Origin of the sequence: Tessaracoccus flavus, assembly GCF_001997295.1 — a bacterium.
Classification (GTDB): domain Bacteria; phylum Actinomycetota; class Actinomycetes; order Propionibacteriales; family Propionibacteriaceae; genus Arachnia; species Arachnia flava.
In genome coordinates this window covers 2,366,236-2,390,900 of record NZ_CP019605.1, presented here as the reverse complement: position 1 = coordinate 2,390,900, position 24,665 = coordinate 2,366,236, and the positions used below count along the sequence as shown (strand labels likewise).

General features: G+C 68.5%; 18 protein-coding genes. 14 read left to right on the top strand and 4 right to left on the bottom strand.

Annotation, left to right across the window (positions count from 1 at the left end; translation table 11 throughout):
* Nucleotides 1-13 precede the first annotated feature (13 nt).
* Nucleotides 14-823, bottom strand: a complete 810-nt coding sequence (locus tag RPIT_RS15055; protein ID WP_143028183.1) for a hypothetical protein — start codon at nt 821-823, stop codon at nt 14-16.
* A 211-nt stretch (nt 824-1,034) separates the two neighbouring features.
* On the opposite strand from RPIT_RS15055, the gene nagB reads away from it, so the two are divergent.
* The 3 genes from nagB to RPIT_RS11065 all read left to right on the top strand — a co-directional run bounded on the left by nagB (nt 1,035) and on the right by RPIT_RS11065 (nt 3,103).
* Nucleotides 1,035-1,823, top strand: a complete 789-nt coding sequence (gene nagB, locus RPIT_RS11075) for a glucosamine-6-phosphate deaminase (RefSeq protein WP_077343205.1) — start codon at nt 1,035-1,037, stop codon at nt 1,821-1,823.
* A 122-nt stretch (nt 1,824-1,945) separates the two neighbouring features.
* Entirely contained in the window at nt 1,946-2,329 is a 384-nt protein-coding gene (locus RPIT_RS11070; protein WP_077343203.1) for a cold-shock protein, read from the top strand.
* Entirely contained in the window at nt 2,330-3,103 is a 774-nt protein-coding gene (locus tag RPIT_RS11065) for a DUF3027 domain-containing protein (protein ID WP_077343201.1), read from the top strand.
* A gap of 90 nt (nt 3,104-3,193) precedes the next feature.
* On the opposite strand, the gene RPIT_RS11060 is transcribed toward RPIT_RS11065, so the two are convergent.
* Nucleotides 3,194-3,712, bottom strand: a complete 519-nt coding sequence (locus RPIT_RS11060; protein ID WP_077343199.1) for a lipoprotein LpqH — start codon at nt 3,710-3,712, stop codon at nt 3,194-3,196.
* Between the two features lie 140 nt (nt 3,713-3,852).
* Between RPIT_RS11060 and RPIT_RS11055 the strand changes: the two genes are divergently transcribed.
* The 3 genes from RPIT_RS11055 to RPIT_RS11045 all read left to right on the top strand — a co-directional run bounded on the left by RPIT_RS11055 (nt 3,853) and on the right by RPIT_RS11045 (nt 11,673).
* A complete protein-coding gene (locus RPIT_RS11055) occupies nt 3,853-5,397 on the top strand; it encodes an NCS2 family permease (protein WP_077343197.1) in 1,545 nt (514 codons plus the stop codon).
* Between the two features lie 219 nt (nt 5,398-5,616).
* Nucleotides 5,617-8,196 (top strand): PEP/pyruvate-binding domain-containing protein, encoded by a 2,580-nt coding sequence (locus tag RPIT_RS11050; protein ID WP_077343195.1) that lies wholly within the window; start codon nt 5,617-5,619, stop codon nt 8,194-8,196.
* A gap of 72 nt (nt 8,197-8,268) precedes the next feature.
* Nucleotides 8,269-11,673 (top strand): pyruvate carboxylase, encoded by a 3,405-nt coding sequence (locus RPIT_RS11045; RefSeq protein ID WP_077343193.1) that lies wholly within the window; start codon nt 8,269-8,271, stop codon nt 11,671-11,673.
* 378 nt (nt 11,674-12,051) lie between these two features.
* On the opposite strand, the gene RPIT_RS11040 is transcribed toward RPIT_RS11045, so the two are convergent.
* Nucleotides 12,052-12,771 carry a hypothetical protein gene (locus RPIT_RS11040; protein WP_077343191.1) on the bottom strand — a complete coding sequence of 240 codons (720 nt, stop codon included), beginning with the start codon at nt 12,769-12,771 and terminating at the stop codon, nt 12,052-12,054.
* Between the two features lie 148 nt (nt 12,772-12,919).
* Between RPIT_RS11040 and RPIT_RS11035 the strand changes: the two genes are divergently transcribed.
* On the top strand, nt 12,920-13,888 hold the full coding sequence (locus RPIT_RS11035; protein WP_077343189.1) for a hypothetical protein: 969 nt from the start codon (nt 12,920-12,922) through the stop codon (nt 13,886-13,888).
* Nucleotides 13,889-13,890: 2 nt separating this feature from the next.
* On the opposite strand, the gene serC is transcribed toward RPIT_RS11035, so the two are convergent.
* Nucleotides 13,891-14,991, bottom strand: a complete 1,101-nt coding sequence (gene serC / locus RPIT_RS11030) for a phosphoserine transaminase (RefSeq protein WP_077343187.1) — start codon at nt 14,989-14,991, stop codon at nt 13,891-13,893.
* A 122-nt stretch (nt 14,992-15,113) separates the two neighbouring features.
* On the opposite strand from serC, the gene RPIT_RS11025 reads away from it, so the two are divergent.
* The 7 genes from RPIT_RS11025 to RPIT_RS10995 all read left to right on the top strand — a co-directional run bounded on the left by RPIT_RS11025 (nt 15,114) and on the right by RPIT_RS10995 (nt 24,598).
* Nucleotides 15,114-16,250, top strand: coding sequence for an N-acetylglucosamine-6-phosphate deacetylase (locus RPIT_RS11025; RefSeq protein ID WP_077343185.1), 1,137 nt, complete (start codon nt 15,114-15,116; stop codon nt 16,248-16,250).
* Between the two features lie 40 nt (nt 16,251-16,290).
* Complete coding sequence (locus tag RPIT_RS15995; protein ID WP_077343183.1) at nt 16,291-16,980, top strand: metal-dependent transcriptional regulator; 690 nt, start codon at nt 16,291-16,293, stop codon at nt 16,978-16,980.
* A gap of 4 nt (nt 16,981-16,984) precedes the next feature.
* Nucleotides 16,985-17,719, top strand: coding sequence for a class I SAM-dependent methyltransferase (locus RPIT_RS11015; protein WP_162274545.1), 735 nt, complete (start codon nt 16,985-16,987; stop codon nt 17,717-17,719).
* A gap of 125 nt (nt 17,720-17,844) precedes the next feature.
* Entirely contained in the window at nt 17,845-18,201 is a 357-nt protein-coding gene (gene trxA / locus RPIT_RS11010; RefSeq protein ID WP_077343179.1) for a thioredoxin, read from the top strand.
* A gap of 168 nt (nt 18,202-18,369) precedes the next feature.
* Nucleotides 18,370-20,007 carry an NAD(P)-binding protein gene (locus tag RPIT_RS11005; RefSeq protein ID WP_077343177.1) on the top strand — a complete coding sequence of 546 codons (1,638 nt, stop codon included), beginning with the start codon at nt 18,370-18,372 and terminating at the stop codon, nt 20,005-20,007.
* Complete coding sequence (nifJ, locus tag RPIT_RS11000; protein ID WP_218121535.1) at nt 20,004-23,591, top strand: pyruvate:ferredoxin (flavodoxin) oxidoreductase; 3,588 nt, start codon at nt 20,004-20,006, stop codon at nt 23,589-23,591. The genes RPIT_RS11005 and nifJ overlap by 4 nt, the downstream gene beginning before the upstream one ends.
* Entirely contained in the window at nt 23,588-24,598 is a 1,011-nt protein-coding gene (locus RPIT_RS10995) for a dihydroorotate dehydrogenase-like protein (RefSeq protein WP_077343175.1), read from the top strand. Before nifJ ends, RPIT_RS10995 begins: the two co-directional genes overlap by 4 nt.
* Nucleotides 24,599-24,665 lie beyond the last annotated feature (67 nt).

Below are 24,665 nucleotides of genomic sequence, written 5' to 3'. Positions count from 1 at the left end.
AGTGCCTCTGCGGCTAGATCCGCCGGTTCGCCACGACGAGGAATCCGATCGCCACGGCCAGCGAAACCAGCTGGATAAGCAGCGAGCTGCCGCCGAGGGTGTCCGTGAGCAGCTGAACGACGGTGAAGGCGAGCCCGGCGCCGAGCGCCCAGCGCCCGATCAGACGCGCCTTCGGCGTGGAACGTAGGCCGAGCGCTCCTGCGACGACGAGCAGGAACGGTGCTGCCGTGGCCAACAGGAAGCCGATGAACGACAGACCGCTCGCGAGCAGCACGAGTTGCCTTGACGACTGATCCACCGGCACAGGTGCGGGGGGAGGCGGGGGGTAGCTCGCGGCGGGAGGTCCCCACGGACCGGCGTTTCGGGCTGCTGTCGGGGGCGGCTGCTGGCGCGGGTCCTGGTGGGGCACCGCGCCCGGTCCCACCGGCGGACGTGGAGGAGCAGGCTGCGGCAGCGGAGGCTCCGAGGGCGGTGCCGGGGGAGGTGGCTGCGTCGCCGGCGGCGGTGGCGGGGGGACCACGGGAGAGGCGGAGGTGGCGATGGGCTGGCGGGGATCGCGCTTGCGGGCACCCGGGCGAGCGGTCACCACGGATGAGGCCACCTCGAAAGGCTCGCGCGGATCTCTCTCCGCGGCCGCCTGCGGCGCACCGCTGTCCAGAGGTTTGGCGTCGGTGGGGGCGTCGAACGAGCCCGGGGGCGCGATGGGGCCTGGGGTTCCGGCCGACCAGGGAGGAGCTCCGGTCAGCGGATCCGCCGTCGGCGTCGCAAAGCCGTCCGGCCTCTCCAGGGGCGCGTACGCCGCGCCGTCCTTCCACGATGCCATGTGCCCATGCTACTGATGGCGGCAGCGTCGATGGTTGCGCCGGCGGTCGGTCCTCTCGGTCGGAGGTGCGGATCCGCGCGGACGCGCAGCCAGGGTGCGCAATTTCGGGTGAAAGTGAACAAAATGTGCGCGACTGGGACTGCCGGGAATACCCTCTTTGCAGGAGTTGGTCACCGACAACAGCGTCGATGATGTGAGGAAAAGGTTTGCGATGGAAGTTGTGATCTGCAGGGACGCCCAGGAAGTCGGCGAGCTTGCTGCCGACCGCGTGATCGCCTACCTGGAGGGCATCCACACGCCGGTGATCGGCCTGGCGACGGGGAGCTCCCCGCTTGCCCTGTACGCCGAGCTCTCCCGTCGGGTCCAGGCGGGCACCTTCGACTTCTCGCACGGCCTCGGCTTTGCCCTGGATGAGTACGTCGGGATCGACCCCGACCATCCCGAGAGCTACCGAAACGTCATCCGCCGCACGGTCGTTGAACCGCTGAAGATGGACCCTGGCCGTGTCCGGGTGCCCAACGGTTTCGCCGCCGATCTGCAGGGTGCCGCCGATGAGTACGACGCGGCGATCGAAGAGGCCGGGGGAGTGGACGTCCAGATCCTCGGGATCGGTTCCAACGGACACATCGGCTTCAACGAGCCCTTCTCCTCCTTCTCGTCCCGGACGAGGGTCAAGACCCTGACCCCGCAGACGCGCGAGGATAACGCCCGCTTCTTCAACTCACTCGACGAGGTGCCCCGCCACTGCGTCACGCAGGGCCTCGGCACCATCATGGATTCGCGCGTCGCGGTCCTGGTCGCCACAGGCGAGCACAAGGCCGATGCGATCGCCGCGATGATCGAAGGCCCGGTCTCGCAGAGGTGCCCCGCGTCGATCCTGCAGTTCCACCCCCGCGCCGTGATCGTCATCGACGAAGGGGCTGCGTCCAAGCTGGAAAGCGCCGAGTACTTTCGGCACGTGGCGGCCAACGACCACGTCACCGGGTACTCCCGCGACTGATCAGCCACGCCTGGCGGCGTGGAGCGTGCGGCGATGCGCTCGGCGCCTCGAAACTGCCGGGTGGCCCAGAGGGGATAGACTGGCGGTTCCATTCGGGACAACTAGTTAGAGCGAGGACGAAAGTGCCTACCGGTAAAGTGCGTTTCTTCGACGCCGACAAGGGCTTTGGATTCATCTCCAAAGACGACGGCGGCGATGTGTACGTGCGCTCCAACGCGCTGCCAGACGGCGTCACCACCCTCAAGGCCGGGCAACGGGTCGAGTTCGGCGTCGTCGAGGGACGCCGGGGTGAGCAGGCGCTCAGCCTGACGCTGCTCGAGATGCCGCCGTCGCTGTCCAAGGCGTCCCGCAAGAACCCGGAACAGATGGCCGTGATCGTCGAGGATCTGATCAAGATGCTCGATGGACTCGGCAACGACTACCGCCACCGGCGGCACCCGGACAGCAAGCATGCTGGCCGGATCGCAGGTCTACTGCGCCGTGTCGCCGACGAATTGGAGCTGTAAATGGCCAAGCCCAAACTCGATGCCGTCGCCGCGGGCGCTGTCGACCTAGCCCGCAACGCAGCAGTCGAGGTGGGCGGCGCAGACGCCGTCGGCGAGCATCTAGGGGTGTCGCCCGAGGAGGGCGAGCGTCTCGTCACGCACTACTTCGAGAGCCGCGTGCCCGGCTACGACGACTGGCAGTGGGCCGTCACGCTCGTGCGCGCTACGCGGGCGAAGACCGCGACGGTGAACGAGATCGTCCTGCTGCCCCGGGCTGACGCGCTCCTGGCGCCCCAGTGGGTGCCCTGGGAGGACCGGATCGGTGCCGGTGACATCGCGCCCGGCATGCTCATGGCCACCCCCGACAACGACCCCAGGCTCGAGCCCGGGTTCGCTGCCACCGATCTTCCGGTGGACGCGGACAACGCGGACTGGGTGCAGCTCCGCAGCACCGTCTCGGAGCTCGGCCTCGGCAGGGCCCGTGTGCTGAGCCGGTTCGGTCGCGACGAGGCCACCGAGCGTTGGCTCGATGGCCCGCCCGGTCCGAACAACGAGGAGACCCGGGAGGCCCCCGCCAACTGCGGTACCTGTGGCTACTTCGTGGCTCTCCGCGGCTCGCTCGGCGTGCTGTTCGGCGCGTGCACCAACCAGTACTCGCCGTCCGACGGCCGCGTGGTGTCGCTCGATCACGGCTGTGGAGGCCACTCGGACGTGGTGGCCGAGGAGCGGCCCAGGGAACTGCCGGCGCCCGTCTTCGACACGATCAGTATCGACGAGGGCTCACTCTTCGACTGACGGGGCGCGCGGTGGAGAGCCGTGCCCACACAGCGCATCGGCGCGGCCACCTGGCCGCGCCGATTGTTTTTCCACAGTGGTGTCCCGACTTCAGGACGTCGGGCAGGCGCCCTTGATGACGAAGGTCTCGAGCGCTTCGGGATCCTGCTCTGCGGCCGCTAGGTCCATGAACGTTCCCTGACCCGTCACCGTGAAGCTCTCGCCGTCCCACGCGATGTCGGCGCGGCCGGTCTCGCCCTTGTAGTCGACGAGCTTGCCGTCAGCAAGCACCACGCTGGCGCTCACCACCGTCTGGCGGTCGGCGCTCGTGATGAGCGCAACCTTCGCGCCACCCTCGTTGCTGCCGCTCATCGTCCAGTCGTCGTTCATCGAGGTGCAGCCGACCTTCGTGATCGCCTCTTCGATGTCCCCGAGCCGCACGGCGGCGCCGCCTTCCGGCGCTTCGGTACCGATCTCCGACGGGAGGGGTTCGTTGGTGGGGACAGCTGAGTTGGCGGCGGCGGTGCCTTGGCCAACGGGCGCCGGAGCGCCGCCGTCGCCGGAACAGGCGCTGGCCAGCAACGCGACCGAGGCGGCGCCGGCGAGAAGAACAACCTTCACACGGTTCATTGGTAGACCCTTTCGACGGGCCCAGCTTAGGGGAGAGGCCAAACCACCCCCGGCTCCACTCGTCCGCTCGCGCAGCGCAACTGTCCGCAAGCCGCCCCTGTGTCGGGCGGCCGGGGAGACCGGTCCTAGGATGAGGGTCCGTGGTTACCAATACTCCCAAGGCAGCGCGGCTGCACCCTGAGACCCAACCGTCCGGCTCGAAGCTGGACGGATACTTCGAGATCACGAAGCGGCACTCCACCGTCAGCCGAGAGGTGCGCGGCGGCCTGGTGACGTTCTTCGCGATGGCCTACATCATCGCCCTCAACCCGCTCATCATCGGTACCGCGGTTGACAAGGACGGGCGCCTCATCTCCGGAGCCCCGAAGTTCCTCGACGCCGCCATGACGCAGGTGGACAACGCAGCTGTCGGCGCGTCGATCGGGATGGTTGCCGCGGCCACAGCCCTGGTCGCCGGCCTCCTCACCATTGCGATGGGCGTCATCGGCCGGTTCCCGATCGGCCTGGCCGCCGGCCTCGGCCTCAACGCTCTGGTCGCCTACGTCCTGGCCCCGCAGATGACCTGGCCGCAGGCCATGGGGCTGGTGGTCTGGGAGGGCATCCTCATCGCCATCCTCGTGCTCACGGGCTTCCGCACCGCAGTGTTTCGGGCCATCCCGCGCACGCTGCGCACCGCGATCTCGGTGGGCATCGGCCTGTTCATCACGTTCGTCGGATTCGTCAACGCCGGGGTGGTCCGCAAGGCGGCCGGCACCCCGGTCGAGCTGGGTATCAACGGTTCCCTGCAGGGCTGGCCGATCGCCGTCTTCTTCATCGGGATCATGGTGCTCATCGCCCTTCACGTGCTGAAGGTCAAGGGCGCGATGCTGCTGTCGATCGTGGTGGCCACGGTCGTGGCGATCGTCGTCGAGGCCACGGCCAAGATCGGCCCGCAGGTGACGGCCGACGGCGCCAACCCGTTCGGCTGGTCGCTCAACGTGCCCTCGCTGGCCAACTTCACCCTGCCGGATCTGGGTCTCATCGGGCGGGTTGACATGGTCGGTGCCTTCTTCGTCGACGGTGAGTTCCAGTTCACCCGGCTGCTCGCGCTGGCCGTCCTCGTCTTCTCGCTGCTGCTGGCTGACTTCTTCGACACCATGGGCACCGTCGTGGCCGTGGGGTCGGAGGGCGACCTGCTCGATGAGCACGGGATGCCCCCGCGCACCACTGAGATCCTGCTCGTCGACTCGGTGGCGGCTGCAGCGGGAGGCCTCGGCTCGGTCTCGTCCAACACCTGCTACATCGAATCGACCGCCGGCGTCGGTGAGGGTGCCCGCACCGGTCTCGCCTCCGTCGTCACCGGCCTGGCATTCCTGCTGGCCATCTTCCTGTCGCCGATCATCAACCTGGTGCCCTCCGAGGCGGCCGCTCCGGTGCTCGTCTTCGTCGGCTTCCTCATGATCTCCCAGGTCGTCGACGTCGACTGGAACGACCCCGAGGTCGGCATCCCGGCGTTCCTGACAATGGTGCTCATGCCGTTCGCCTACTCCATCACCGTCGGCATCGGGGCGGGCTTCCTGGCCCACGTGTTCATCAAGCTGGTGCGCGGCCACGGGAAGCAGGTGCACCCGCTGATGTACGTGGTGGCGGGACTGTTCGTCATCTACTTCGTGCAGGGCGCACTCCTGGGCCTCATCGGCGCCTGAGCCGGGAGGTCACCCGCTCCCTGTTCAGCTTCCCCACCGCTCCGGGGTGAGGGAAGGCAGCACGTCCCGAAAGGTGCCATTCAGCGACACGTACGACCACTGTGGTCGTGCGTGTCACCAAACTGACCCTTTCAGAGTGGGTAGAGAAGGACCGATTGGCGGCGATCCCGGCGGGTTGCGCCGCCGAACCGGGACAATGGGGCCACGGAGGTGGCGTCCATGACAGAGGGATTCACGAGAGCGAGCAGCGGCATCGACGGGCTGGATCGCATCGTCGACGGGCTCCGGCTGGGCGACAACGTCGTCTGGCAGGTCGATTCCGTCGACGACTACCGGCTCGTCGCAGCCCCCTTCGTCGCGCGGGCGCGCGAGGAGGGACGGCGCCTGATCTACGTCCGGTACGGGGCCCACGAACCGGTCGTCGACGAGTCGCCGGACATCGAAGTGGTGACGGTGGAGCCGGGCTTCGGGTTCGAGGCTTTCGCCACCGGCGTGCACCAGTTGATCGCCGAGCGGGGCCGCCAGGCGTACTACGTGTTCGACTGCCTCACCGACCTCATGTCGGAATGGCACTCCGACCTCGCCGTCCTCAACTTCTTCGAGGTGACGTGTCCGTTCCTCTACGAGTTGGACACCGTCGCCTACTTCCCGCTGGTGCGTGGGGAACACTCCTACACCACCATCGCGGGCATCCGGTCAACCACCCAGTTGCTCCTCGACCTCTACAGCGTCGACGGCAACCTCTACGTCCATCCGCTGAAGGTGTGGGGCAGGCACTCGCCGACCATGTTCTTCCCCCACGAGATCGCCGGCGATGAGGTGCGGCCGATCACCTCGTCGGCGGCGTCATCCCAACTGTTCGCGCGCATCTCCGGGACGATGGACCCGCCCGATCACTGGCAGACCCTTGTGCAGGCTGGGCGGGACGCGTTGCGGTCCGGCAATCCCGGAGATCAGGCAGCGGCCAAGCGGTTGCTCACCGAGATGCTGATCGGCGGGGAGGGGCGAATGGTCGAACTCGCCGACCAGTACCTGAGCCTGACCGACCTGGTGGACACCGCCTCGCGCGAGATCGGCACCGGCTTCATCGGAGGTAAGAGCGTCGGCATGCTCGTCGCGCGCGCCATCCTGGCACGCGGCAGGGACGAGCGTTTCCGCACCCGCATGGAGGCGCACGACTCCTACTTCCTGGGCTCGGACCTCTTCTACTCCTACGTGGTGGCCAACGGGTGGTGGCGGCTCTGGATGGAGCAGAAGACGCCCGACGGCTACTTCGACGCGGGCGCGCGCCTCCACGAGAAGCTCAGCTCGGGAAAGTTTCCTCCCGCGGTGCGCGAACAGTTCATCCGCATGCTGGAGTACTTCGGACAGTCACCCATCATCGTCCGGTCATCCTCGCTGCTGGAGGACAACTTCGGCAACGCCTTCGCGGGGAAGTACGAGTCGATCTTCTGCGCGGGGCAAGGCAGCCCGGAGGATCGCTACCAGCGGTTCGAGGATGCGGTGCGGGCCGTCTACGCCAGCGCGATGAGCCAGGAGGCGCTCGCGTACCGGCGCAACCGCGGCCTGTCACACCTCGACGAGCAGATGGCCGTGCTCGTCCAGCGGGTCTCAGGCGACCACCACGGGGACCTGTTCTTCCCTCACGCCGGGGGAGTGGGCAACTCGTCGAACCTGTACGTCTGGGAGCGCGGCATCGACATGGATGCGGGGATGCTCCGCATCGTCTTTGGCCTCGGCACTCGAGCCGTCGACCGCACCCACGAGGACTACGCGCGCATCGTGACCCTGGATCGGCCTACCCGCCGGCCAAGCGTCGAGGAGGGCAAGGAACGCCGGTTCTCCCAGCACTTCGTCGATGTCATCTCCCTGACCGACAACGCGCTGGTGACGGTGCCGTTGGGGAGCCTCGTCAGCGGGCAGGCTGGGGACCCGAACGGCGACATCGGTGCCGACTGGAGCCTCTTCCTCTCCCCGGACGAAGGCGCCAAGCGCAGGCTGCGCGAGTTGGGACGCACGACGACGACGCCCCAGGTGATCTGCGATCTACAGGGTCTCCTGGGGTCCACGGATTTCGGCGACCTCATGCGCGGAGTCCTCGCGACCCTGAGCGCCGCGTACAACTACCCGGTCGATATCGAGTTCACCGTCAACCTGGGCCCCGACGGCGACTACAGGTTCAACCTGGTTCAGTGCCGCCCCCTCCAGACCCGCGGTCTGGGCAAGGCGGTCCGGATGCCGGAGCTGACGGACCCCGCCGACTGTCTGTTCAGCGCCGGGGGCAACTTCATGGGCGGCAACGTCCGGCTCCCGCTCGACGCCGTCGTCTACGTCCGGCCCGGCCGCTACCTAGGGCTCGGACACCAGGATCGCTACGCGGTGGCTCGGCTGGTCGGCGAGGCGACCCGCGCGCTCAAAGGCCGGGGAGTCATGGCGATCGGGCCTGGCCGGTGGGGCACCACGACGCCGTCGCTGGGGGTCCCCGTGTCCTACTCCGAGATCGCGGCGGCCGACGCGCTCATCGAGTACACCTACCCCGACGGCGACTTCCGCCCTGACCTGAGTTATGGCAGCCACTTCTTCCAGGAGATCGTCGAGGGTGAGACGTTCTACGCCGCCATCTTCGGGGGCCAGCCCGGGGTCGTGTTCAACCACGAGCGGCTGACGGACCAGCCCAACCGCATCCTCGATCTCGTGCCCGGCGCGACGGCGACCCTCGCGGACGTCGTCCACGTGGTCTACCCCGCCAACCTCGTGCTGTACTCCGACGTCGTTTCGCAGCGGGTGATCTGCGCCTGAGCGCGGCGGGGGAGCGGTGGGGGCGTGGAACGACCCTGTGCCGCTGAGGTGGCGGCCGCTAGGCTGGCGCCCATGATTTCGAAGGTACTGGTCGCCAACCGAGGCGAGATTGCGGTGCGCGGATTCCGCGCCGCCTATGAGCTGGGATTCCGCACGGTCGCCGTGTTCGCCCACGAGGATCGCAACGCCGACCACCGCATCAAGGCCCACGAGTCCTATCTGATCGGCGAGGAGGGGCATCCTGTCCGTGCCTACCTCGACATCGACGAGATCATCCGCGCCGCCAAGGAGTCGGGATCCGACGCGATCTACCCTGGCTACGGCTTCCTGTCCGAGAACCCCGACCTTGCGGCGGCCTGCGCAGCCAACGGCATCACGTTCATCGGCCCGCCGGCCCACGTCATCGAGCTGGCCGGCAACAAGGTCCGCGCGCTCGAGGAGGCGCGCAAAGCGGGGGTGCCCACGCTCGACTCCACCCCGCCCTCGACCGACGTCGACGAGCTCACGCGCGGCGCTGAGGAGATCGGCTTCCCCGTGTTCATCAAGGCAGTCGCGGGCGGCGGCGGCCGCGGCATGCGCCGCGTCGACGACCCCGCCAAGATGGCCGAGGAGCTCGGCGCCGCGATGCGCGAGGCGCAGGGCGCATTCGGCGACCCGACGGTCTTCATCGAGCAGGCCGTGGCCGCACCGCGTCACATCGAGGTGCAGATCCTCGCCGACGGCGAGGGCAACATCGTCCACCTCTTCGAGCGCGACTGCTCCATCCAGCGCCGCCACCAGAAGGTGATCGAGATCGCCCCCGCGCCCCACATCTCCGACGAACTGCGCGAGGCCCTGTGCAGCGACGCGGTGAAGTTCGCCGAGGCGATCGACTACTTCTGTGCCGGCACCGTCGAATTCCTCGTCGAGACCGAGGGCGAGCGCGCCGGCCAGCACGTCTTCATCGAGATGAACCCGCGCATCCAGGTGGAGCACACCGTCACGGAGGAGATCACCGACGTCGATCTCGTCCAGGCCCAGATGCGGATCGCCAACGGCGAGACGCTCGAGGAGATCGGAATCCGCCAGGACGAACTCGAGATCCGCGGCGCTGCCCTGCAGTGCCGGATCACCACGGAGGATCCGACGAACTCATTCCGGCCTGACACCGGCCTCATCACGGCCTACCGCTCCGCCTCCGGCGCCGGCATCCGCCTCGACGGCGGCACCACCGGTACCGGCGTGGAGATCAGCCCGCACTTCGATTCGCTGCTGGTGAAGCTCACCGCCCGCGGCCGAGACCTGCACATGGCCACGGCACGCGCCCGGCGGGCGCTGGCAGAGTTCAGGGTGCGCGGCGTCGCCACCAACATCCCCTTCCTGCGGGCCGTCCTGGACGACCCCGACTTCGAGGCCGGCGGCGTGACCACCTCGTTCATCGACGAGCGGCCCTACCTGCTCACCGCCCGAACCCCGGCCGACCGGGCCACCAAACTGTTGCGCTACATCGCTGAGGTGACGGTCAACAAGCCGCATGGCGATGCGCCCATGCACCTCGAGCCGCGGGTCAAGCTGCCGCAGGTGGACCTCACCTCCGAGATCGCGGCGGGCGCCCGGCAGCGGCTGCTGGCGTTGGGAGCCGAAGGATTCGCCAAGGAGTTGCGTGACGCCGTGCCAGTGGGGGTCACGGACACCACCTACCGCGACGCGCATCAGTCGCTCCTGGCGACCAGGGTGCGTACGCGCGACCTCCTTGAGGTCGCCCCCGTGCAGGCGAGGCTGCTGCCGCAGATGCTGTCGGTCGAGTGTTGGGGCGGGGCCACCTACGACGTCGCACTGCGGTTCCTCGGAGAGGACCCGTGGGAGCGCCTCGCCGCCCTCCGCGAGGCGATGCCCAACCAGAACCTGCAGATGCTGCTGCGCGGACGCAACACGGTCGGCTACACCCCGTACCCGACGGAGGTGACCAACGCGTTCGTCGCGGAGGCCGCCAGCACCGGCGTCGATATCTTCCGGATCTTCGACGCTCTCAACGACGTCGAACAGATGCGGCCGGCGATCGAGGCTGTGCGGGAGACCCCCTCGGTGGCCGAGGTGGCGCTCTGCTACACCTCCAACCTCCTCGACCCGGCCGAGAAGATCTACACGCTCGACTACTACCTGAAGCTGGCGGAGAAGATCGTCGATTCGGGCGCCCACATCCTGGCGATCAAGGACATGGCCGGGCTATTGCGTCCCGAGGCGGCCCGCCGGCTGGTCACCGCCCTGCGCGAGCGGTTCGACCTCCCGGTCCACCTGCACACGCACGATACGACGGGCGGTCAGCTCGCCACCCTGCTCGCCGCCATCGAGGCCGGCGTCGACGCCGTCGACGTCGCCAACTCGGCGCTCAGCTCGACCACGTCCCAGCCGCCGATGTCCGCGCTGCTCATGGCACTGGATCAGACCGAGCGCGCACCCGGTCTGGACCCGGAGGCCGTGCTCAACCTGGAGCCCTACTGGGAGGCTGTGCGCAAGATCTACCGTCCGTTCGAGTCGGGGCTGCCGGCTCCCACCGGGCGCGTCTACAGCCACGAGATCCCCGGAGGCCAGCTCAGCAACCTGCGTCAGCAGGCGATTGCGCTGGGGCTGGGAGACAAGTTCGAGCAGATCGAGGACATGTACGAGGCCGCCGACAAGATCCTCGGGCGCCCCACGAAGGTGACGCCGTCGTCGAAGGTGGTCGGCGACCTTGCGCTGCACCTGGTGGCGGTGGGGGCCGACCCGGCTGAATTCGAAGCAGATCCGCAGCGCTTCGACATCCCGGACTCGGTGATCGGCTTCCTCAACGGTGAGCTGGGCGAACCGGCCGGCGGTTGGCCGGAGCCCTTCCGCAGCAAGGCCATCGAGGGCCGTCGCCAGCCGGTGCGCGTCACCGAGGTGCCAGACGAGGATCTCGCGCTCCTGGCCGAGCAGGGCAGGGAACGCCAGCAGACGCTCAACCGGCTGCTCTTCCCCGGCCCGACGAAGGAGTTCGAGCAGCGCCGCGGCGACTTCGGCGATATTTCGGTGCTTCCCACGTTGCCCTACCTCTACGGCATGGACGGGGGCGAACAGGAGTACGCGATCACCCTGGAGAAGGGCGTCACGCTGCTCGTCGGCCTCGAGGCCATCGGCGAGCCGGACAAGCGCGGTAAGCGCACGGTCATGTGCACGCTCAACGGTCAGATCCGGCCGGTCCGGGTGCGTGACCTCTCGATCAAGTCCGAGGTTGCCGCTGCGGAGAAGGCGGACAGCTCCAACAAGGGTCACGTCGCGGCTCCGTTCAGCGGTGCGGTGACGCCGACCGTTGAGGAGGGCGCGACCGTGTCGGTTGGGGATGCTGTGGCGACCATCGAGGCGATGAAGATGGAGGCCGCGATCAACGCTCCGGTCGCTGGCAAGGTCTCCCGTGTCGTCCTCTCCGGTACTACGCAGCTGGAGGGCGGCGACCTCGTGGTCGTCATCGATCCCGCCTGACCCCTGTCCGTGATCCCTGAGCTTGTCTCTCCGTGATCCCTGAGCTTGTCGGTCCTTGATCCCTGAGCTTGTCGGTCGAGCTTGTCGAAGGGTTACGGCCCCGGCTGTGGTCGCCGCCCCTGGGGTTGGGGGCGGTGGTAGGCGTCGGTGTCGTTACCCTTCGACGGACGCTCCTCGCTGGCGCTCGTCGCTGCTCAGGGACCGATTCGACGGACGCTCCTCGCTGGCGCTCGTCGCTGCTCAGGGGCCAACCAAGGTCCCTGAGCTTGTCGAAGGGTTACGGCCTCGGCTGTGGTCGCCGCCCCTGGGGTCGGGGGCGGTGATGGGGAACGGTGTCGTTACCCTTCGACGGACGCTCGCTCGTTCCTCGCGAGCTGCTCAGGGACCGGTTCGACGGACGCTCCTCGCTGGCGCTCGTCGCTGCTCAGGGACCGATTCGACGGACGCTCCTCGCTGGCGCTCGGCGCTGCTCAGGGACTGATTCGTCGGCACCGTGAACGCGACCAGATCGAGGTGGGGGTCATTGGCCGCGGTCTCCAGCACTCCAACGAGCTGGTCCACGACAGCGTGCGCCTCTGGTGTGAACTCGGGGCGCTGGTCGATCGAGCGCAGGGCGTCGAGCGTCTCCACCACCTGCACGTGCTTCGCGTAGCCCGCGATCTGATCCGGGAGGCGACGAAGTGGGATGCCGAGATCGCGCTCGGCGAGGTTGCGGAGAGCGTAATCGCTGTTGAGGCCGGCGCGGGCGAGGTCGAACTCGATCTGTTCGGTCCTCGCCAGGTTCCAGGGGACCTTGGCGCTCGCCGCCGCGACCCCCTGCACCCAGGTGGCGACGAGAGTCCACGCCTGCGGGAGTCGGTCAGGGGCTACGAAGCTGCCCGTCAGCACGGCGTCCATGTCAGCATGGGTAGGGGCCGCCGGGTCGACGCGAACCTCATCGTGTCGCAGGACCGGCCCGAACCAGCGCCGCTTCTGGGCCGTTGGCGGGGAGAACGTGTCAGCCGCCAGCGCGCGCAGCCGGGCGGCGAGGGCCTCGTCGGCCCTGAAGATGTCGCGCACGTCGTCGATCGACACTGCGCACACCACGAGCGTCTGCATGCCATCACGGTAACCCGGGCGTACTATCGGGGTCAGTGAATCCGAAAACCCGACGCATCATTGTCACGAGCGTGCTCATCGCGCTCGTGCTGCTCGCTGTCGCCAGCGTGGTGTGGGGGCCAGCCCAGCCGTGACTATTGTTGGCGGAATGAACCTGCGGACCGCGGCTGCTGCCCTCGCGCTGGGGCTCGGCCTGGCCGCCCTGTCCCTGCCATCTCTCGCGGAGGAGATCGCCCCGCCCGAAGGCTCCACCCCCGTCGTCGGAATGGCGCCCGACCCACAGTCGGACGGCCTGTGGCTCGCAGGACCCAGCGCCGACGATGGCGTGATCCTGCACTCGGCGGACGGTCGGGAGGTGACGTTCGGCGGCGACCCGCTCTCGGTACAGGCGCTGGCCTGGAGCGGCGACCGCCTGTGGATCGCCGACATCGGCGACGAGCCGGCAGAGCGGGAGTCAGTCGTGGTGTTCCGCCTCGGCAGCGTCGCAGGCGGGCGCAGCACCTACCACGCGTTCGACTTCCAGTACGACGACGGACCGCGCGACGCGAAGGCGATGATGATCTCGGGCCGTGGCCGCATCTACATCGCCACCACCGGGGATGACCCCGGCATCTACCGAGCCCCGCTCGAGCCCTCCCGGCAGGATCTCAACACGCTCACCCGGGTCACCGACGCTCCCGACGGGGTCACCGACGGGGCGTTCCTCAGCGACGGCGCCACGATGGCGCTCCGGACAGCCGCCGGGATCGAGTACATCGACGCTTTCACCTGGGAGACCTTGGCCACCGACACGATCGTCGGCGGCGCGGAGAGCGAGTCGATTGCGGTGGGCTCCGACGACACGGTCTACGTCGGCGGGAACCCGTCGATCCGCGTCGTCGAGGTTGCGACCTCCGACGTGACGACGAGTCTGCCGCCAGAGGCTGAGGCCGGCGCTTCAGCAACCCCGTCACCGTCCCCGACGCCGGACGCCACGGGCACCCAAGCCCCGCCTGGGGAGGTTCCAGTGGAGGAGCCGTCGGACAGCCCGGCCCGAACGGGCACGATGATCGCCCTGGTTCTCGCGGGGATCGTCGCGGTCACCGCCGGGGCGCTCACATTTCTGCTGAAGCCGTAGCCCTACCCGATCATCCGTGCGACGAGATAGTCCACGCACTCGGTGAGCGCGACGACGTCCTCGGGATCGACCGAGGCGTAGCAGCCCACGCGAAGCTGGTTGCGCCCGAGCGCCCGGTAGGGGTCGACGTCGACGATGCCGTTGGCCCTGAGCTCGGCGATCAACTGCTTGCCGTCGACCTCGTCGGCCAGGTCGATGGTGGCCACGACGGGGGAGCGCTCGGCGGGGTTGGCGACGAACGGCGTCGCGAACTCGCTGCCCTCGGCCCAGTCGTACAGGATCGTCGTGGATTCGGCGCACCGGTCGGCCACCACCGACAGGCCGCCGAGCTCCAGCATCCAGCCCAGCTGATCCTCGAGCAGGAGGAGGGTGGCCAGCGCGGGCGTGTTGAGGGTCTGGTGCTGACGGGAGTTGCGGATCGCGACGGTCAGGTCCAGCGACTCGGGGATCCAGCGGCCGCTCGCCTTGATGGACTCGGCGCGCTCCACCGCGGCGGGGGAGAGGAAGGCCAACCAGAGGCCGCCGTCGGAGGAGAAGTTCTTCTGCGGCGCGAAGTAGTAGACATCCGTGGCCGAGATGTCGGCCGGCATGCCGCCGGCCGCAGAGGTGGCGTCGACGAGCACGAGCCCGTCACCGATGCGGCGAACCGGCGCGGCCGCGCCGGTGGAGGTCTCGTTCTGCGCCCACGCGTAGACGTCGGCGTCGGTGGGCTCGGGCAGCGCGACCGAGCCGGCGGGAGCCTCGCTGATCGCGGGGTTCTCGAGGTGCGGGGCCCGCGCCGCCGCTGCGTAGAACTTGCGGGAGAACTCGCCGAAGACCCCGTGCGCCGATCGACGCTCGATCAGGGAGGACACCGCGACGTCCCAGAACACCGTCGAGCCACCGTTGCCGAGCACAACCTCGTACCCGTCCGGGATGGAGTAGAGCTCGGCGAGCGACTCCTGGACCGAGGCGACGAGGTTCCGTACGGGAGCCTGCCGGTGGGAGGTGCCCATGATGTCGCCGCGCAGCGACAGGTATTCGAGCGCCTCTGGGCGCACCTTCGCGGGGCCGGAGCCGAAGCGGCCGTCGACGGGGAGCAGGTCTTCGGGAAGCTGGATCACAGCCCTAGTCTCCCACCCCCGCCGTGCCCGGCTCCACGGGGTCCGCGTCGAAAAGTGTTGACATGCGCGCCCACTCGGGGTGCGATGCGCACCGCTGACAGGGGTGGTGCTTGGATGTGGCCATGAGCATCGAAGAGCTGTCCGTCGCCCGCGCCGTGACCCCCGACGGAGTCGTCGACAACGCGGTCATCACGATCGAGGATGGGCGCATCGTGTCCGTCACTTCCGGAGGCTCGGGCGGGCTGAAGCTGTGGGCGGTGCCGGGCTTCGTCGACACCCACTGTCACGGTGCCGTGGGCGTCAGCTATGGCAATCCCGATCGCGCGGCCAACATGCGCGCCATCGAGTACCACCGCAGGCAGGGCACCACCACCACGTTCGCCTCCACCGTCACGGAACCGATCGAGAAGCTCGAGGCTCAACTCGCGGTGCTGCGCGCTCTCTACGACGACGGCGAACTCGCCGGCATCCACCTCGAGGGACCCTTCCTCGCCGAGGCCAAGAAGGGGGCCCACGATGCCGCCCTGCTCCGCGACCCGGACCCCGAGTCCGTCGAGCGACTGATCTCCGCGGGTGGACCGGCGCTGAAGATGATCACGATGGCGGTCGAGCGCGACCATTCGGAGGAGGCCACCCGCCGCTTCATCGAGGCCGGGGTGCACGTCGCCTTCGGTCACTCGGACGCCGACGACGTCACCACGGCGCTGTCGATCGAGTGGGGCGCCGACATCGCCACGCACCTGTTCAGCGCCATGCGGTCGATCCACCACCGCGAACCGGGGCCCGTCCCGGTCCTCCTGTCCGACGAGCGCGTCATGGTGGAACTCATCTGCGACGGAGTCCATCACAAGGCCGTGATCGCCGCGATGTCCATCGACGCCGCCGGCCCAGAGCGCGTGGCGCTGGTCACCGACGCCATGAGCGCCACGGGGCACGGCGACGGCCGGTACATCCTCGGCGAGCTGGAGGTTGACGTGCTGGACGGCACCGCCCGGCTCGTCACCGCCGACGGCACGCCGGGTGCAATCGCGGGGTCCACCCTCACGATGGCGAAGGCGTTCGAGTTCGTCGTCTGGGAGGTGGGCGTGTCCATTCCCGACGCCGCCCTCATGGCCGCCACGACGCCCGCGCGCTGGCATGGGCTCACGGACGTGGGGGAGCTCGCGGCGGGACGCCTGGCCGACATCTGCCTCGTCGACGACGAGGGGGCGCTGCACGGCGTGATCCGGCACGGCGAATGGATCGTCTCGCCGCACTGACCTGTCCGAACCCGCCTAGGATGGACGGGAAGGGGTGCGAATGAGTGATTTGATCGATACGACGGAGATGTATCTCCGAACGGTCTACGAACTCCTGGAGGAGGGGGTCGTACCGCTGCGCGCGCGCATCGCCGAGCGCCTCCATCAGTCCGGCCCCACCGTCTCCCAGACCGTGGCCCGCATGGAGCGCGACGGGTTGCTCGTCGTCGACGCTGACCGCACCATCAAGCTCACGCGCGAGGGTGCGCGCCTGGCGCGCGACGTCATGCGCAAGCATCGGCTCGCCGAGTGCCTGTTGACCGAGGTGATCGGGTTGGAGTGGGAGAAGGTGCACGACGAGGCGTGCCGCTGGGAGCACGTCATCTCGGTCGACGTCGAGAAGCGCCTGCTGGCCATCCTCGACCAGCCGACCCGCTCGCCCTACGGCAACCCGATCCCGGGGCTCCGCGCCCTCGGGGTGGAGGTTCCCCTGACGCCGTTCAGGGAGGGGGCAGATCCTCTCATCGACGAGCTGACCGACCAGCCCCAACGTTTCGTGCTGGTCAGGATGAGCGAGAACATCCAGGCCGACGCTTCGATGCTGGCCGACCTGGCCCACATCGGACTTCGTCCAGGCGGCATCTTCGAGGCCTCCCGCGCCGACGGCGACGTCCACCTGACCGTCGACGGTAGGGACGCGACGATCGGGCTGTTCGCGGCGGAACTGCTCTTCGTGAGCCGCCATGGCTGACCCGATGCGCTGGTTCGGAAGCCGACAGCCGGGGGCAGTCGAGGCGGTTCTGGGCCGCGCCTACGGCGGCGGAAGCACCCCGTACGAGTGGCTGTCCCGGGCCGTGTCCAAGTCGGCCGTCACAGTGCTGGATCTGGCCTGCGGTGCGGGAGCGATGATCGACCGACTCCAGCGCGACGGACGAACCGTCATCGGCCTGGACCGTTCGGCCGAGGAACTCGCTCTGGCGCGGGAGCGCGGCAGGGGGCCGCTGGTGCAGGCGCACGCCTCCTATCTGCCGTTCGCCGACGGCAGCTTCGACGCGGTCGTCACCTCACTCGGTTTCGCGGTGGTCGCTGACCGCCCCCGGTTCCTCGCCGAGGCGGCCCGGGTGCTCCGGCCGGGCGGCGTGTTCGCGGCCCTGACGCCGTCCGTCAGACCGGCCAACGTGGAGGACCTCCGGGTCGTCAGCCGCCTCGCCGGCTATCTGCGCGTGACCCCCCACGTGCCCGGCATCACCGAGTTCAAGGCGAACCAGGCGCTATCCGCCGTCGGCCTGACGAAGGCCGAGGACAAGCGTGCCCGGTACTACTTCGAGGTGTCGAGCAGGGAGGACGCTGAGCTCCTTCTGGGTGGGCTGCGCAGCTCGCCGGATCGCGGCCGGGCAAGCAGCGCCGTCGATTTCATGACGGCCAGGGTGGAGTCGCTCGGGCCCCTGCGGGTGCCGCTGCCGATGCGACGCATCATCGCCATCAAGTAGCGGCTGAAAGCAGGGGTGCTGCGGCCGGCTCGCGAAAATACCCCCGGGGGTTTATACTTTGGAATATCCGCCAGCCATGTAGCGTTGTACGCAATGCACTAAAAGACGACGAAAGGGGTTCGCCCGTGGCGACCACCGACCTGACTGCAGAGAACTTCGAGACCATCGTCAAGGACAACGAGGTTGTCCTGATCGACTTCTGGGCCGACTGGTGCGCGCCCTGCAAGCGCTTCTCGCCCATCTTCGAGGAGGCCTCTGGCCGGCACGACGACGTCGTGTTTGGCAAGGTCGACACGGAAGATGCGCGTGATCTGGCCGCCGCCCTCGAGATCCAGTCGATCCCGACGATCATGGGCTTCCGCAAGGGCAACCTGGTCTTCCGCCAGGCCGGCCTGCTGAGCGGCAAGCAGCTCGACTCCCTAATCGAGCAGATCAAGGAACTCGACATCGACGCCCTGGTCGAAGAGGCCAAGAAGAACTGACGCTCCGCGTCCCGCACGAGGCCCGTCCCCATCGGGGGCGGGCCTCGTCGCATCCCCGATTCCATCCCGGACCGGTACCCCGCTAGGGTTCCTGACCCCCGGCGCGGCACCCGACCCGGCTCCCCCTACGATGGCTTGTAGTAGCGATCTTCAGCGAAGGGGAAGCCAATGACGGCCGAACGACGGGACATGACCGTCCTACCCGATCTCAGCCAGAGTGAGGGGCGGGTCGGCCCCGTCCGATCGCGTCGCCCCATCTATCTCGACATGCTGCCGCCCTGCAACGCTGGCTGTCCGGCCGGCGAGAACATCCAGGAATGGTTGCGGCTGATCAAGGCCGGCGAGGCCGAGGCGGCCTGGCGTCAGTTGGTTGCCGATAACCCGTTCCCCGCCATCCACGGCCGCGTCTGCTACCACCCGTGTGAGACCGCCTGTAACCGCAAGGACCTCGACGCAGCCGTCAGCATTCACTCCGTGGAGCGCTACCTCGGCGACCTCGCCATCGAGAAGGGCTGGCAGTTCCCGAAGCCCCGCCGTAGGTCTGGGCGCCGCATCCTGGTCGTCGGAGCGGGGCCGTCGGGACTGTCGGCCGCCTACCACCTGGCCAAGCTCGGCCACGAGGTCGAGATCTTCGACGCCGGCGACCTCCCCGGTGGCATGATGCGCTACGGCATCCCGGAGTACCGGCTCCCGCGCGACGTGCTCGACGCCGAGATCTCGCGACTCGTGGAGCTCGGCGTCGTGCTGCGACAGAACACGCCGATCAAGGACCTCCTCGCCACCCAGGCCGACGGAAACTTCGACGCCGTCTTCGTCGCGGTGGGCGCCCACATCTCCAAGCGCGTGGACATCCCCGCCTCGGACGCCACCCGCGTCGTTGACGCCGTCAGCTTCCTGCGGGACGTCGCCTCCGGCGAGCGACCCATCATCGGCCGGAAGGTCGCCGTCTACGGTGGCGGCAACACGGCGATGGACGCGGCCCGCGTCGCACGACGCCTCGGGGCAGAGGAGTCGGTGGTGGTCTACCGCCGGACCCTCGAGCAGATGCCAGCCCACGAGGAGGAGCGCGAAGGCGCCGAGGCGGAGGGCGTCAAGATGAACTGGCTCCGCACGATCACGTCCATGGACGAGGAAGACCTGACGGTCGAGATCATGGAGCTGGACGAGAACGGCAAGGCCCGCGGCACCGGACGCTACGAAAAGCTGGCGGCGGACACCGTCATCCTCGCGCTCGGTCAGCGCGCTGACACCGACTTCCTGCGCGCGATCCCCGGCATGAGCTTCAACGACGACGTCGTCGACGTCGACCCGACCAGCCTCATGACGGCGGTGCCAGGCATCTTCGCCGGGGGAGACGCCGTGCCGTCGGACCGCACGGTCACCATCGGCGTCGGCCACGGGAAGAAGGCCGCCCGCCGGATCGACGCCTGGCTCAACACCGAGGAGTTCCTCGAGCGGCCCAAGAACCGCGTCGTCACGCTCGACCAGATGAACGTCTGGTACTTCGGCGACCACGCGCGCCGCCAGCACGTCGAGTCGGAGATGGCGGAACGCCTCGAGGGCTTCGGCGAGATCGTCTCCGGCCTGACCGACGCGGAGGCGGAGTTCGAGGCGAGGCGCTGCCTCAGCTGCGGCAACTGCTTCGAGTGCGACGGCTGCTACGGTGCCTGCCCCGAGGACGCCATCATCAAGCTCGGCAAGGGGAAGCGATATCGCTTCGACTACGAGAAATGCACCGGCTGCGCGACCTGCTACGAGCAGTGCCCCGTGCACGCGATCGAAATGATTCCGGAGGGGAACCGATGAGCGGGCAGGAGATGCGCAAGGCGATCATCGACGGCAACGAGGCTGCGGCGGACGTGGCCTTCCGGGTGAGCGAGCTGTGCTCGATCTACCCGATCACGCCGTCGTCGACGATGGCGGAGCTCGCCGACGAGTGGGCGGCCCACGGCCGCACGAACGTCTGGGGCCAGGTGCCGACCGTCATCGAGATGCAGTCGGAGGGTGGCGCCGCCGGTGCCATGCACGGGGCGCTCCAGGGCGGCGCGCTGTCCACGACGTTCACCGCCTCGCAAGGCCTGCTGCTCATGATCCCCAACATGTTCCGCATCGCCGGAGAGCTGACGTCGACCGTCTTCCACGTCGCGGCGCGCTCGCTCGCCACGCAGGGTCTGTCGATCTTCGGCGACCACCAGGACGTGATGGCCGTCCGGCAGACCGGCGTCTGCCTGCTCAGCTCGGCCTCCGTGCAGGAGGCGCACGACATGGCCGCGATCGCCCATCACGCGACGCTGCGCACCAGACTGCCGTTCGTCCACTTCTTCGACGGCTTCCGCACCAGCCACGAGCTGAACACGATGACCCGCATCTCCGACGACGAGTTGCGGTCCTTCATCCCGCGTGACCTGGTGCTCGAGCACCGCGGGCGGGCACTCAGCCCCGCCAATCCGTTCATCCGCGGCACCGCTCAGAACCCCGACACCTACTTCCAGTCCCGCGAGACGTCCAACCTCTTCTACCAGTGGGTCCCCGAGGTGCTCACCGACGCCATGGTCAAGTTCGAACGGCTGACGGGCCGGCGCTACGGGCTGGTCGAGTACCACGGCGCGGACGACGCCGAGCAGGTAGTCGTCGTCATGGGCTCCGGCGTCGAGGCGATCACCCCGGTGGTCGACCGGCTGAACGCCGAGGGGCGGAAGGTGGGCGTGATCCAGGTGCGCCTGTACCGGCCGTTCCCGACCGACGCGTTCCTCGCCGCGCTGCCCGCCACCGCCACCCGCGTCGCGGTGCTGGACCGCACGAAGGAGCCGGGCGCCTCGGGCGAGCCGATGTTCCTCGACGTCACCTCCATGCTCGCCGAAGCGGTGGCCGACGGCCGCCGCGGCTCCCTGCCCACGGTGATCGGCGGCCGGTACGGACTGTCGTCGAAGGAGTTCACGCCAGCCATGGTCGTGGCGATCTTCGACGAGCTGGCCTTGGAACGCCCTCGCCCGCGGTTCACCGTCGGCATCCACGACGACGTCACCCACCTGTCGCTGGACTACGATCCGACGATCGATCTGGAGGATCCCGAGACGCTGCGCGCGGTGTTCTACGGGCTCGGCTCGGACGGGACCGTTGGCGCCAACAAGAACACCATCAAGATCCTCGGCTCCAGCGACGAGACGTTCGCGCAGGGATACTTCGTCTACGACTCGAAGAAGTCCGGATCGCGGACCGTCTCCCACCTGCGCTTCGGCCCCAACCCGATCAAGGCGCCGTACCTGGTGAACCAGGCGGGCTTCATCGGCTGCCACCACTGGTCGATCCTGGAGCGCGTGGACGTTCTCGAGTTCGCCCGCGAAGGCACCACGCTGCTCCTCAACTCGGCGTATGGCCCCGACGAGACGTGGCACCATCTGCCGGCACCCATGCAGCGACGGATCATCGAGCTGGGCATCAACCTGTACGTCATCGACGCCAACAAGGTGGCGAGGGCTGCGGGCCTCGGCAGCCGGACCAACACCATCCTCCAGACGTGCTTCTTCGCCATCTCCGGTGTGCTGCCGCGGGACAAGGCGATCACCAAGATCAAGGACGCCATCTCGAAGACCTACGCGCGCAAGTCAGCCGAGGTGGTGCGGAAGAACCACAGCGCAGTCGACTCGGCGCTGGCCGAGCTCCACCGCGTCGAGATCCCTGCGACATCGACGTCGGAGCGTGGGCTGATCCCGCCCGTCCCGTCGGACTCGCCGGAATTCGTGCGGACCGTCACCGCGACGATGCTGCGGGGGAGGGGCGACGACCTGCCGGTCTCCGCGTTGCCGATCGACGGCACCTACCCGTCGGGCACCACCAAGTTCGAGAAGCGCAACATCTCCGCGATCGTTGCCGAGTGGGATCCGGAGACGTGTATCCAGTGCGGCAACTGTGCCTTCGTGTGCCCGCATGCGGTGCTCCGCGCGAAGTCCTACCCTGAGCACCTCCTCGACGGGGCGCCCGACGGCTTCCTGTCCGCGCCCCTCAACGCCGCCGGACTGCCGTCGACCAAGTACACCCTGCAGGTCTACGCGGAGGACTGCACCGGCTGCGGGCTCTGCGTGGAGGCGTGCCCGGTCAAGCCGATCGACCAGCCGTCGCGCCGCGCGATCAACCTCGTACCGCTGCTCGACCGCGAGCCGGAGAAGAAGGCCGTCGAGTTCTTCGAGGAACTGCCGCAGAACGACCGCATCAACGTCGACTTCGGCACCGTGCGTGGCACCCAGTTCCTGGAGCCCCTGTTCGAGTTCTCCGGGGCATGCGCCGGGTGTGGGGAGACCCCCTACCTTAAGCTGCTGAGCCAGTTGTTCGGCGACCGCGCGATCATCGCCAACGCGACCGGCTGCTCGTCGATCTACGGCGGCAACCTGCCGACGACGCCGTGGGCCAAGAACGCTGCGGGCCGAGGGCCGGCCTGGTCCAACTCGCTGTTCGAGGACAACGCCGAGTTCGGCCTGGGGATGCGGCTGGCGGCCGACCTGCACGAGCGGTTGGCCCGGGCCCGCCTGGCCGAGCTCAGGGACGAGATCGGTGACCCGGAACTGGTCGATGGAATCCTCGACGCCACCCAGCACCAGGGCTCCGAGATCACCCGCCAGATGGAGCGGGTCATCGCGCTGAAGGAGAAAATCGCCCCGCTCACCGGCACCGCCGCCGAGGATCTCAAGTCGGTGGCCGACCACCTGGTCCGGCGGTCCGTGTGGATCGTCGGTGGAGACGGATGGGCCTACGACATCGGCAGCTCCGGCGTCGACCACGTGCTGGCCTCCGGGCGTAACGTGAACATCCTGGTCCTCGACACCGAGGTCTACTCCAACACTGGCGGCCAGGCCTCGAAGTCGACGCCGCTGGGCGCCGTCGCCAAGTTCGCCTCGGCGGGCAAGCTGACCAACAAGAAGGACATGGCGATGCAGGCCGCCGCCTACGGTTCGGTCTACGTGGCCCGGGTGGCGATGGGCGCCGACCCGCAGCAGACGCTCAAGGCGTTCCGGGAGGCCGAGGCCTACGACGGGCCGAGCCTCATCATCGCCTACAGCCACTGCATCGCCCACGGCTACGACATCCGCAAGGGCCTGGAGCAGCAGTACCGCGCCGTCAACTCCGGGCACTGGCCGCTCATGCGCTACAACCCGGTGATCCGGGACGCTGGGGGCAACCCGTTCCTGCTGGACTCGCCGCGGCCGCGCCTGACGCTGTCGCAGTACCAGTCGGCGGAACTGCGCTACAAGGTCCTGCGCGCGGCCGACCCGGTGGAGGCCGATAGACTGCTGGCGCTCGCACAGGCGCAGGTTGACCGGCGCTGGGACGAGTACGAAGAACTTGCCAGCCGCGGTGCGGAACAGTTCGCCAAGGACCCGAGGAGCGCCCGATGACAGACCTGACCACCACGTACCTCGGGCTGCCGCTGCGCAACCCGGTCGTCGCTTCGGCAGGGCCGCTCTCGCAGACGGTGGAGGGCATCAAGACCCTCGCCGACGGCGGAGTCGGGGCAGTCGTCATGTACTCGCTGTTCGAAGAGCAGCTCCGCAGGGAGGCCGCCGCGACCGCGGAACTTGAGGAGCTTTACGAGGATTCCTACGCCGAGGCGCTGAGCTACTTCCCGAGCGTCCCGCGGTCGGATCGTGACGCCAGCCACGCCTATTTGAAGCTCGTCGAGGAGAGCGTCAAATCCATTGACGTGCCGCTCATCGCGTCTCTGAACGGGGCCTCGATGGGGGGCTGGACGCAGACCGCCCGTCAGCTCGCCGACGCCGGCGCCGCTGCGATCGAGCTCAACATCTACTTCGTCCCCGGCGACATCCACATGCCCGGGCTGACAGTGGAGGAGAGGCACCTGGAGATCCTGGCCGGCGTGAAGCAGTCCGTCGACGTCCCGGTGGCGGTGAAGCTCAGCCCGTACTTCTCGTCGATCGGCAACGTCGCCGTCCAATTGGACGCCGCCGGCGCCGACGGCCTGGTCCTCTTCAACCGGTTCCTGCAGCCGGACATCGACATCGACCGCATCACCGTCGAGAGCGGGGTGTCGCTCTCCAATCCGCTGGAGGCGCGTCTGCCGCGCACGTGGATCGCGGTCCTGCGCGGCAAGATCGCGGCGTCGCTGGCGGCGACCACGGGCGTCGACACCGCGGAGGACGTGATCAAGTACATCCTCGCGGGCGCGGACGTCGTGATGACGACGTCGGCCCTGCTCCGGCGCGGACCCGCCTACGCCAAGGTGCTGGTGGACGGGCTGGAGGAGTGGCTGTCCGCGCGTCAGCTGACCCTCGCGAAGGCCCGCGGCCTGCTCGCTGTCCCGGCGGATTCCGCCGAGGCGTACGAGCGTGCCGGCTACGTCTCGGCCCTGGAGAAGGCGAAGACCACGTACGGTTCGCTGCGCTGACGCGGGTTACGCGTGGGTTGTTGGTTGAGCAAATGACATGGGTCAACGCCGCGACACGCCGGTGTAA